A 10,616-nucleotide genomic window follows, 5' to 3' on the forward strand; every position below is an offset into this window, starting at 1 on the left:
CAAAAGTTTTTGGCTTCGTGCTGCAGCAACAGGAGCGTGGAATACAAATTGAGTCGGTAATGGCCACGGCTTGGATGTGGTTGGCCAAATTTGGATCGGCAAACATATTTTTTGATGACATCGTTCTAACAAATCAGGTTTCAGGCCCGCTAGTGCAGGAGCTCGCAGCGTTTTCGAATTACCTTTTGTTTGCAGCGCTGGGGATAACAGCCTTCTTAGCAATTCGGGCCGTTCGAGCTGGAGGTGATCGCACTCAAGTTTTTGTTTTGGCTGCACTGACCGGTGTATTGGACCTGATTGTATTTAACAAGGTTGGCTCCCCGCAGTTCATGATCTGGTTGGCAGTGCCACTGGTGGCACTGGTCTATTTCAGCATCAACAAATCTAAAGTTGCACTGGCTATGGGAGCGGCAATTTTGTTGCTAACTCAGCTTGTGTACCCGGTGTTTTACATTGAACTGCTCGGACTCGAAACCATCCCTCTTGGGCTTCTCACTGCTAGGAACTTGCTGCTGGTTGCACTTCTTGTATGGGCCACTACTCAGCTGTTGAAGAAAACGGAAGTAGAAACTAGCGAAGTGCTTCGATAGCCAGCTCTGCGAGCAATGCCGCGCCATCTGCCAAAACTGCATCATCAAAGACGGCTTTGTTGGAGTGGTTGGTGGCAGCTGTTGCCGGGTCTACCCCTACAGGTGCGGCACCCATAAACACAAAAGCTCCCGGTATCTCGTGAACTATTGAGGCAAAGTCTTCGCCACCGGCGATTGGAGTCGGAAGGTTGATATACCTTCCTGGCCCAAACATGCGTGATGTGACTTCTTCAACTGACTTGATAGCATCTGGGTTGTTCATGAGAACCTTGGTTGCTCTGGTGAACTCCACGGTTGCGGTAAGTCCAAAACCTTTGGCAATGGATTCAACTAGCTCTTTGGTGAAAGCTTTAAGTTTTACAGCGTTTTCCTCGGAGAACACTCGGACCGTTGCACCAAACGAAGCGGATTCTGGAATCACGTTGGTGGTTGCTTGGTCTCCAGCGCTAACCCAACCTATGTTCACAATCACCGGATCAAATGCGTTGAAGCGCTTGGTGACCATGGTTTGAAGAGCCGACATGATTTCGCTTAAAACACTTATTGGATCTTTGGATAACCAAGGCATTGATCCGTGGCCGCCACTGCCAGTAACTGTGACAAACAAATCTCCAGCAGAGGCCATCAACGGACCTGCTTTAGAACCCATCATGCCAAGTGGGTAGGAACTAAAAACGTGGAGACCGTAAGCACGAATTGGCTTACTTCCAGTAACCATGTGATCGCCTTGCTCTAGCATCACATCTGCTCCGTGGTGACCTTCCTCGCCAGGTTGAAAAAAGAAAATGACATCGCCTTTGAGTTGGTCTTTTCTTGAAGCAAGAATCTTTGCGGCACCAACACCCATGGCCATGTGTAGATCGTGACCACAAGCATGCATGTAACCATTCGTCGAGGCGTATTCCAAACCAGTGTCTTCAATAACGGCAAGGGCATCCATGTCCGCACGAAGCAAAACAGTTGGGCCAGGCTGGGAGCCTTTGATGTGTAAAACAGCCGAGCTAATTTGCTTGCTGGTGGTTATTGTTCCAAGCCCATCGATTTGCTCCAAGATAACTTTTAGCGTGTTTGGTAACTCAAGGCCGAATTCTGGAATGGTGTGCAGTTTTCGTCTTAGTGTCTGCAGCTCCGGAAGCATGGCTTGGGCTTGGGCTAGTACATCTTGGGTCATGGTTTTATTGTGCCACTAGAGCCCTAGCATTTATACATGTTCTTTGAAGCAATGGATCAGTCTTGGCAGCGCCTACTTGAGCCAAGTAAGGACCTACTTGATCGAATTGAGCAGGAGCTATCGAAGCTTCAGAATCTCACTCCAAATCGCAATCAGGTCATGCGCGCGTTTGAATTACCCGTTGCAAAAGTGCGAGTGCTTTTGCTAGGGCAAGATCCCTACCCAACTCAAGGCATGGCCTGCGGTCTAGCTTTTGCGAATGCGCCAGGAACCAAGACTCCGCAGAGCTTGAAGAATCTAATGAAGGAACTTCAATTCGACCTACCTGGATTATCTGCATCAGCTGACTTGGCTAAGTGGAGCGACCAGGGGGTTATGCTTCTGAACTCCGCTTTGACAACTGAGGTTGGTACCTCTGGAGCGCACCAAAGAATTTGGCGGGAATTTACTGAAGTTGTTATCACTGCGCTCGACCAAGCGAGAGCCGGCAAGTTGGTTTGCTTGAGCTTGGGGCTAGAGGCCAAAAAGTTAGCTGGTCTTGTTGAGGTCGGTGAGGTTGTTTACGCTCCACATCCCAGTCCGCTCTCCGCACACCGAGGTTTTTTCGGTTCGAGGATTTACTCTCGTGTGAACCACGTCCTTAGCAACCAAGGTCAAGAACCAATAGATTGGTCTTGTTAGGAGTAGTGATGGCTAAGAAATTTACGAGTGGCATTTTCGGTTCCAGGCGCAAATCCTCGTTGGCCTCTAAGTCTTCTGCGAACATTCGTGACGCTTCGGCTGCGGATTGCGCTGCGATTTGCGAGATCTACAACTTTTACATAACCGGGACAGTTATCACTTTTGATGAGCAACCCATGGAACCAATCGCTTGGGTGGAAAAGCTAAAAAACGTAAAAGAACTTGATTTGCCCTTTATAGTTGCAACCTCAGATTCAGGGGAGTTGCTGGGTTTTGCATATCTTGCCCCGTGGCGCCAGAAGTCGGCATATCGCAGAACAGTTGAGAACACCATTTATCTCAAGCACTCGGCCGTAGGACAAGGTATTGGCCCAAGCCTTCTTTCCGAACTGTTGCGATTGGGAAAGGAAGCTGGAATCAAAGAAGTAGTTGCCGTTATTTCCGACAGCGAAGCTGATACCTCTATACGGATGCACAAGCAGTTTGGATTTAAGAAAGTCGGCCAGCTGCCTGGAGTGGGCAACAAGTTCAATCGCTGGCTTGGTGTGATCTTGATGCAAAAGAGCCTTTAGCCCCAAAAAATAGAAAAAGACTCGCTAGTTTGCGAGTCTTTTTGCTTTTGGTGCGGAAGGTGGGACTTGAACCCACACGTCCTTTCGAACGCTGGAACCTAAATCCAGTGCGTCTGCCAATTTCGCCACTCCCGCGTTCCTCACATAGTCTAACCACTGTTTATAACCGCCACATAATCAAATTCCAAGCACTGCCAAGCCCTAGGAGCTCCAGCGGCCAATGGATTTTGGCTGTGGATAACTCAACTACGACCGAAATTTGGAACTTATCATGGGGTAATGAATTGCCACCTTTGTTTATCCAAGGAGCCTTTGCATAGCATGCGCGTTGAGCAGGAGTGGATTCTCGTGTGCTTCTCCTGCGATGAACCCGAGGAGCAAGCTCTAGATAAGTAATGCTGAATATCCTTCAATACAGAATTTCTGTTCCTCGGGGGGAAGGAGAGACTACTTCTTTTTAAGAATCGGCCAATTCTTCGTTGATTTCATTTCTGCATACTGTGGGGACTTCTCATACTCCCATTTGGGGAAAGCCGGGTTATTTCTTTGAAAAACACTGTAGGTAGTAACTGGTATAGGAATCTTTCTAGAAAGAGCATCTCTAAGTTTTGCCGAGTCTTCTACCCAGGGATCGTTGACTACTAAAAGATCTAAATCCTTGTTGAGGGAGTGCAAAACCTTCAAGCCAAGTTTTTCAGCCAGAGCTTCGACTTGCGATTTATGATCTTTTCCATCGTTATCCCAATTCATGAGCTGGGTGAAGCAAACGCTCTGTCCAGCAATTAGCTCCCCTTCCCACCAAATGGGGTCTTCGAGAAATTCTGCTCGTGCAGATTCTCCAGCATTTCGCTTGTCTTCGGCTTGAGCAGCAATTGTTCTTGCCTTTACTGCCTTAGTAAGAACAATATCTTCAGCCGGAAGCTCCGAGGGGGTCGAGTACGTTAATTTTCCAGGCGAGGAGAAACCATTGATTAATGTGGAATTTCGAACCCTTCCTGGAACGGAGTTGGAAACCTCCAATAGTGCAAGCAAACTTGAGTAACCACAGGTCCCTAAGATCTCCATGAGAATCTCTCCTGTTAGGGTTGCGTCCTCAAGTGCTCCGTGAGGAGCCAAAGAAAATTGGTCGCGATCGTCATACTCGGCGTAATGGCGCGTTAATCCGAAAAATTCAGCAAGATCTGAAACCCCATTTTTTGACTTTATCCAAGGTAGCTTCGCAGCAAGTCTCTGAGTGTCCAAGTAATCAAAATCAGAAACCTCATCTAGCCCATTAGCCTGCAAAGTGCTAAGAATCTTGTTTACGTCATTTGTTGCATTGTGTAAAACCAAAGTTCTGCCAGCAATGAATGCCTCAATTTTAGGCCACTGTTCTCCAAGGGTATTCGCGTTTTCAAGCAAGGATTCCTGAACACCATTTGCTGCTTGCTCGTAATCTCCAATGTAATACTCCCCGGCTGGCCGCACGTACTCTTGGTACTTCTCCGCCGCCACACCATTTTGGTAGAGCACCATTCCTATTTCACAAATCGAGTTTGGGTCGCTACTGTCTGTCCATTCAATGTCCATTGCTACAAAATCACTATGGGATTGACTTTTGACACGAGCGTCAATTGAGGTTTCGGATTTATCCGCTTTTCGTGGACTCTTTTTTCGGGCAATTGTTTTAGTGGTTGCTTCGTCTATCAGGCGATTTAGTTCGTTAATCAACTGTTCAAAAACAGCTCGCTGTCCCGGTACCATGATTGGCGGACACTCTTCCCCATTCTTCAAGTGCAAAATTATGTAGCCACGAGCAAAAATTGAGGGTGCCTTATGCTTCAAGTGCGATATTTCAGATACTTTTATTTTCTCAGTTATTGATCTGGAATTTTCAGTTTGCCTAGTTATGTGCAGAATTCCGTAATCATCCAACAACAACTTATCCATGGTTCCCCCTCTACCTTCTCAGAGCCGCCTGTGACTCTCACTCTAGGTACTAAGCACGAGTTTAGATACCTTGCTGGTAAATCTATAGTCGCCCACCGACAGACAGAGCTCCCCGGATAATATCGGAAATACGGTCCCTAAATCAATCCAAAATGGTGAGCTACATATTTTCAGACGTCGGCATGATCTGCTCTGAAGGGTTGGCTCGCCGCGGCACATAGCGGTAAGCCATTAAAGCTCCCACGATTCCCAGCCCAGAAACAGTGAACATTGCAATAGACAGACCCAGCAGTGCGGTAACTCCCGAGATAACCAGTGGCGCTGCTGCAATACCAGAGTCCACCAATAATCGGTATGAGGCCAGAAATTCATTTCGTTCACCCTTGGGTGCTAGATCGGCACCAATCACCAAGATAATTCCACTACCAACACCATTAGCTAGTGACATCAACAAGGCAACTGCAAGAAAAGTGGTTTCGTTGGTGGCAAGGGTAAGTAGTGAGAAAGTCAGAGATAGACCCAGCAAAGTTGGAAGAGCTGACCATCTCCTACCGAAGCGATCCATTATCTGACCAGAGCTATAGGAAAGCGCAAGATCGAGAGCACCAGCGATTCCCATGTAAAGCGCGATGGTCGCAGGCGGAAGTCCAATACTTAGAGCCCAAAGTGGCAAGCCAACTAATCTTGCGGTTCGTAATCCACCGATGATTGCCGAGGTAACCCCAAGAGTTGCTAGTTTCTTGGATTCTCGTTTTGCTACCTTCCAGGTACCACCAGGGACAGTAGCTGGAGTATCTGGCATTCGATCGGGTTTTATAAAGATAAGAATTAATGCCGCCAGCGCACAAAACACAACAGCGTTCCAGTAAACAGCTTGGAGATCAATCAAGATAATTAGCGCCGCGCCAATAAGAGGTCCAATGAAGTGTCCCGCTCTAAAGACGCCACCAATTATTGATAGCGCTCTGGCGCGATGCGAGTAGGGGACAACCTCAGTTAGGTAGCTGTGCCTGGCAAGACCAAATACAGCAACGCTTGCCCCGAGTATGAATACACCTGAACCTAGAACCCACAATGAAGTAGCTAGCGATGCAATTAGGGCCCCCACACTCGCAACTGCCGCCGCGCTCATCATTGCCTTGCGCTCGCCCAAGACATTAATCAAGCGCGCAGCTGGGATGTCTGCGAAGAGGGTTCCAATCATTACAAGCCCAAGAATTATTCCGGCAGTAGGTAACGACGCCCCTAATGCTTGGGCGCTTGCAGGAATGATTGGAAGAAGTCCACCTTCTGCGATACCGAAAAGTAGTGAGGGAGTAAATACCGGCAAACCTAGGCTGGTTAGCTTGTATGAGGATGCGGGCACCTTCCAATTATGCCCCTCACCTAGAATTGTGGAATCATGTCCGAACTTGACTTAGCTGCTGAAATCAAATCACTTAGGTCACTTTTTGGCACCATAAGAGAAGTCATAAACCCAAGCTCACTGCAGCTAGAGGTTGATGCACTTAGGGAGAAAGCATCTGCTCAGGATCTCTGGGATGACCCAGACAACGCCTCGAAGGTAACTTCCGCCCTCTCGCGCTCGCAAGACAAGCTAGATCTTCTGAAATCAGTCGAATCCAGGATCAACGATCTTGAAGTTTTGATTGAGATGGCTAATGACGCCTCCGATACCGGAACCAAGACTGAGGCCAAAAAGGAGCTTTCGGATTTAGAAAAGCTTGTTGGCCAGTTAGAGATTCAAACCCTCTTGAGCGGCGAATATGACTCTCGTGCTGCCGTGATCACAATTAGAAGCGGGGCCGGAGGCGATGACGCAACTGATTTTGCAGAGATGCTCATGCGCATGTATGTCAGGTACTGCGAGCAGAAGAACTATCCAGTGCACGTGCTAGACATATCGCATGCCGAGGGAGCAGGGATCAAATCTGCAACATTTGAAATTGATGCCCCGTACGCTTTTGGAACACTTTCTGTTGAGGCGGGAACACACCGACTTGTACGAATGAGCCCATTCAACGCAGCGGGCAAAAGACAAACCTCATTTGCCGCGGTAGAAATCGTTCCGCTAGTTGAGCAAACCGAGGCAATTGAGATTCCAGATGCTGATATTAGAGTGGATGTTTTTCGCTCTAGTGGACCAGGCGGTCAATCAGTTAACACAACAGACTCAGCAGTTCGTATCACTCACATCCCAACCGGAACAGTTGTAAGTTGCCAGAACGAAAAAAGTCAGATTCAAAACAAACAAGCCGCAATGAGAGTTCTGCAATCAAGATTGCTAGAGGTTCGTCGTCGCGAAGAAGAGGCCACTAAGAAACAACTCGCTGGCGACGTGAAGGCTTCTTGGGGTGAACAGATGAGGAGCTATGTCCTGGCTCCCTATCAGATGGTCAAAGACCTTCGAACTGAATACGAAGAAAACAACCCACAGTCCGTATTTGATGGCGGACTTGATGGATTTATTGCCGCGGGAATCCGATGGAGAATGCAGACTCAGGCCTAGGCTTGAATCAACATGATCAGCATTCAAAACGTCACCAAGAAATACAAAGGGACTCCCAGACCAGCGCTAGACCAAGTGAGCCTGGAGATTGAAAAGGGAGACTTTGTATTTCTCGTTGGTGCATCCGGTTCGGGAAAATCATCCCTCATGCGACTTATGCTGCGCGAAGATGTGCCTAGCTCAGGCTCTGTCCATGTGCTGGGGGAAAACCTCGTCGGACTTCCCGCGAGGAAGGTGCCGTTTTTCAGAAGACGTCTGGGTGTAGTTTTCCAAGACTTTAGATTGCTACCTAACAAGACAGTTAGCCAAAATGTGGCATTCAGTTTGCAAGTGATTGGTAAGTCTGAAGGGTTTATTCAAGAAGCTGTCCCAGACGTACTTCGTCTGGTGGGTCTAGGAGAAAAAGGCGATCGACTACCAAGTGAACTTTCAGGAGGAGAGCAACAGAGAGTTGCTTTAGCCCGAGCCATTGTCAATAAGCCAGCTATCTTGTTGGCCGATGAACCAACTGGAAACTTAGACCCAACCACCAGCGAAGGAATCATGTCGCTGTTGAACACCATTAACCTCGGCGGAACAACTGTTGTCATGGCCACTCACGAACGCGGCATTGTTGACCAAATGAAAAAGCGAGTTGTGGAGCTAAGTCACGGGCAAATTGTTCGCGATCAAGTTGCTGGTGGCTACGGAGTGAGGGACTAGCCATGCGATTTGGATTCATGCTTTCCGAAGTTACTGAGGGTCTCAGACGAAACCTTGCGATGGTTGTCAGCATTATTTTGGTTACTTTTATCTCCCTAACTTTTGTTGGGACTGCGTCGCTACTGCAAATGCAAATCGGTCAAATGAAAAACTACTGGTACGACAGGGCACAGGTAGCAATTTATCTCTGCACAGATGTATCACCCGAAGCTACCTGCCCCAGAGGCGAAGCTGCCGAGGACGTTAAGTTGCAGGTTCAAGAGCGTCTGGATTCACCAACGCTTGTGCCCTTCATCGAAAAGTATTACTTCGAAGATCATGATCAAGCATTCGCAAACTTTCAAGAGCAGTTTGCTGGTAACGCTGTTGCGCAATACGTGAAGCCAGAGCAGCTAAATGAGACATTTTGGGTAAACCTATACGATCCAAATCAGTCACCAATTCTTACTGAAAGTTTTGCCGGCCTCGCTGGTGTTGAGGAAGTAAAGGACCAAAGAAGCTATCTGGACCAGATATTCTTGATCCTCAATATTGCTTCTCTTGCGGCTGTTTCCATCGCTGCGCTAATGCTTGTTTCCAGTGCTCTATTGATTTCCACCACAATCAGACTTTCAGCTTTCTCCAGACGAAGAGAGCTTGGAATCATGAGGTTGGTTGGTGCTAGCAACTTCTCAATTCAACTGCCATTTATTCTTGAGGGTGTTGTCGCAGCGCTGATTGGTAGCGTGCTGGCTGGTGTCACGGTCTTGGCATTGATTCAGTTCTTCGTTCAAGGGTTCCTGGCGCAAAGTCTTCCATTCACTAGCTTTGTTGGGCTAAGCGATGGCATGCTTGTAGTTCCGCTATTAATTGCCGTAGGTATAGTGCTTGCGGCAGCAGCGTCGGGTCTTGCGATCCGTCGCTACCTCAAAATCTAGGAGTCGATCGTGCCGAGAGAGCGTGGCCAGCAAGTGGTGGCCACCAATCGTAAAGCCCGTCACGACTATCACCTCGAAGATGTCTTTGAAGCTGGCATTGTCCTAACTGGAACTGAAGTGAAGTCGTTGCGGGCTGGTCGCGCATCCCTGGTGGATGGATACGCCACCATCGAATCTGGTGAGGCTTGGCTAGAAAATGTTCACATCCCCGAATACACTCAGGGAACTTGGAACAATCACTCAACCAGAAGACGTCGCAAACTTTTGATGAACCGGGTTGAGATCGACAAGCTAGTTGGCAAAATCAAGGAATCTGGCTTTACTTTGGTTCCAATCTCGCTGTATTTCAAGGACGGTCGGGCAAAAGTTGAGATTGCACTTGCAAAGGGTAAGAAGGAATACGACAAGCGACAAGCTCTAAAAGAGCAACAAGATAAGCGTGAAGCAGCCAGAGCTATGTCCACCAAGGGCAAGGATTGGTAGCCGTATCTTTTGTCTGACTGGGCGGTTAGACTGTTGTCCTGACGTAAAGTCAGTTGATAACTAAACATGGGGATGACCGGTTTCGACGGTATTTGCAGAAACTGAATGAAGCGGGTCGAGAATGCAAAGTCAACTCGTTAATGTCCTTTGCAAACTATAGGTGCCAAATCTAAGAGCACCGACTTTGCCCTAGCCGCATAAGCTAGCCACAAAGTCCGTCAGCCTAAATTTGATTTCGTTTTAGGTACTGGCGTCATTTAGAAATCTTGCTGAGCAGTTACGCCTTAGGGTTGCTCGGGACTTGCACTCAGGCTGGGCTCGTCGGTTAGATCGCTTCAAGTTATGACCGGAGCCGAGTAAAACAGTATTGAAGCTACACCCGTAGAAGAGTCAGAATCCAAGTATCGGACGGGGGTTCAATTCCCCCCATCTCCACCATGTCAACAAAACCCAAGGGAAACCTTGGGTTTTGTTGTTTGTCTGACCTACCTAGCATGAGCTAAGTGGCCTAAAATTAAGGTAGTTGTGTTTCGATGATTTATTGAAAGACAAAAAGGATCCACAGCGGGTGTTCTTGATAACAAGATTGGGTATTGATGACTAAGCCGATTGTTGCGGTTGTAATTCCTTGCTACAAGGTAACCGCGCACATTGTTCAAACTATTGGGGAAATCGGCCCAGAGGTTGCTTACATTTATATAATTGACGATGCCTGCCCAGATGGTTCTGGAAAACTTGTCGAAAGGGAAATTAAGGACCCTAGAGTAAAGGTCATTTTCCACACTGAAAATCAGGGTGTTGGAGGTGCCACGGTTTCCGGTTATCGGGCGGCGCTGGAATCTGATGCTCAGATTGTTGTGAAGCTTGATGGCGATGGCCAGATGGATCCGGCACTAATCAAAGACCTAATTGCACCAATTGTTACCGGACGCGCGGATTACACCAAGGGTGATCGCTTTGACAGCCTGACCGGGCTGTCGAAGATGCCTGGCATCAGATTATTTGGAAACGCTGGCCTTACCTTACTAACCAAGATTTCAACTGGCTATTGGAACATCACGG

Annotated in this window: 10 protein-coding genes, 1 tRNA gene, 1 other RNA gene and 1 pseudogene; 9 read left to right on the forward strand and 4 right to left on the reverse strand. The window is 47.9% G+C overall.

Annotated elements, in window-relative coordinates; genetic code table 11:
• Positions 1-590 (forward strand): annotated as a pseudogene (locus AC9UES_RS05385) (glycosyltransferase 87 family protein); the annotation flags it as partial.
• Here AC9UES_RS05385 and AC9UES_RS05390 read toward each other — a convergent pair.
• Complete coding sequence (locus AC9UES_RS05390) at positions 571-1,761, reverse strand: M20 metallopeptidase family protein (protein WP_509527358.1); 1,191 nt, start codon at positions 1,759-1,761, stop codon at positions 571-573. The pseudogene AC9UES_RS05385 and the gene AC9UES_RS05390 sit on opposite strands and share 20 nt — an antisense overlap.
• Before the next feature lie 36 nt (positions 1,762-1,797).
• Here AC9UES_RS05390 and AC9UES_RS05395 point away from each other — a divergent pair, with 36 nt between their 5' ends.
• Positions 1,798-2,442: a uracil-DNA glycosylase gene (locus tag AC9UES_RS05395; protein ID WP_509527360.1), complete on the forward strand. Its 645-nt coding sequence runs from the start codon at positions 1,798-1,800 to the stop codon at positions 2,440-2,442.
• Between the two features lie 8 nt (positions 2,443-2,450).
• Positions 2,451-3,014, forward strand: coding sequence for a GNAT family N-acetyltransferase (locus AC9UES_RS05400; RefSeq protein ID WP_509527362.1), 564 nt, complete (start codon positions 2,451-2,453; stop codon positions 3,012-3,014).
• 48 nt (positions 3,015-3,062) lie between these two features.
• Here AC9UES_RS05400 and AC9UES_RS05405 read toward each other — a convergent pair.
• The 3 genes from AC9UES_RS05405 to AC9UES_RS05415 all read right to left on the reverse strand — a co-directional run bounded on the left by AC9UES_RS05405 (position 3,063) and on the right by AC9UES_RS05415 (position 6,309).
• Positions 3,063-3,149: transfer RNA gene (locus AC9UES_RS05405), tRNA-Leu, on the reverse strand.
• Between the two features lie 312 nt (positions 3,150-3,461).
• On the reverse strand, positions 3,462-4,943 hold the full coding sequence (locus AC9UES_RS05410; protein WP_509527364.1) for an exonuclease domain-containing protein: 1,482 nt from the start codon (positions 4,941-4,943) through the stop codon (positions 3,462-3,464).
• 160 nt (positions 4,944-5,103) lie between these two features.
• Positions 5,104-6,309: an MFS transporter gene (locus AC9UES_RS05415; protein ID WP_509527366.1), complete on the reverse strand. Its 1,206-nt coding sequence runs from the start codon at positions 6,307-6,309 to the stop codon at positions 5,104-5,106.
• Between the two features lie 36 nt (positions 6,310-6,345).
• On the opposite strand from AC9UES_RS05415, the gene prfB reads away from it, so the two are divergent.
• The 6 genes from prfB to AC9UES_RS05445 all read left to right on the forward strand — a co-directional run.
• Positions 6,346-7,452, forward strand: coding sequence for a peptide chain release factor 2 (prfB, locus tag AC9UES_RS05420; protein WP_509527368.1), 1,107 nt, complete (start codon positions 6,346-6,348; stop codon positions 7,450-7,452).
• A gap of 12 nt (positions 7,453-7,464) precedes the next feature.
• Positions 7,465-8,154 (forward strand): cell division ATP-binding protein FtsE, encoded by a 690-nt coding sequence (gene ftsE, locus AC9UES_RS05425; RefSeq protein WP_509524629.1) that lies wholly within the window; start codon positions 7,465-7,467, stop codon positions 8,152-8,154.
• 2 nt (positions 8,155-8,156) lie between these two features.
• Complete coding sequence (ftsX, locus tag AC9UES_RS05430; protein ID WP_509527370.1) at positions 8,157-9,071, forward strand: permease-like cell division protein FtsX; 915 nt, start codon at positions 8,157-8,159, stop codon at positions 9,069-9,071.
• 9 nt (positions 9,072-9,080) lie between these two features.
• Positions 9,081-9,554 carry an SsrA-binding protein SmpB gene (smpB, locus tag AC9UES_RS05435; RefSeq protein ID WP_509527372.1) on the forward strand — a complete coding sequence of 158 codons (474 nt, stop codon included), beginning with the start codon at positions 9,081-9,083 and terminating at the stop codon, positions 9,552-9,554.
• Positions 9,555-9,622: 68 nt separating this feature from the next.
• Positions 9,623-9,992: a transfer-messenger RNA gene (gene ssrA, locus AC9UES_RS05440) on the forward strand.
• A gap of 158 nt (positions 9,993-10,150) precedes the next feature.
• A partial coding sequence (locus AC9UES_RS05445; protein WP_509527374.1) for a glycosyltransferase family 2 protein occupies positions 10,151-10,616 on the forward strand: 466 nt, incomplete at its 3' end.

Origin of the sequence: Rhodoluna sp., from assembly GCF_044232805.1 — a bacterium.
Lineage (GTDB): Bacteria > Actinomycetota > Actinomycetes > Actinomycetales > Microbacteriaceae > Rhodoluna.

Coding starts and splice junctions, on each gene's coding strand:
- ftsX (WP_509527370.1), top strand. CDS start 8,157: ATGCGATTTGGATTCATGCTTTCCGAAGTTACTGAGGGTCTCAGACGA.
- AC9UES_RS05390 (WP_509527358.1), bottom strand. CDS start 1,761: ATGACCCAAGATGTACTAGCCCAAGCCCAAGCCATGCTTCCGGAGCTG.
- ftsE (WP_509524629.1), top strand. CDS start 7,465: ATGATCAGCATTCAAAACGTCACCAAGAAATACAAAGGGACTCCCAGA.
- prfB (WP_509527368.1), top strand. CDS start 6,346: ATGTCCGAACTTGACTTAGCTGCTGAAATCAAATCACTTAGGTCACTT.
- AC9UES_RS05400 (WP_509527362.1), top strand. CDS start 2,451: ATGGCTAAGAAATTTACGAGTGGCATTTTCGGTTCCAGGCGCAAATCC.
- AC9UES_RS05410 (WP_509527364.1), bottom strand. CDS start 4,943: ATGGATAAGTTGTTGTTGGATGATTACGGAATTCTGCACATAACTAGG.
- AC9UES_RS05395 (WP_509527360.1), top strand. CDS start 1,798: ATGTTCTTTGAAGCAATGGATCAGTCTTGGCAGCGCCTACTTGAGCCA.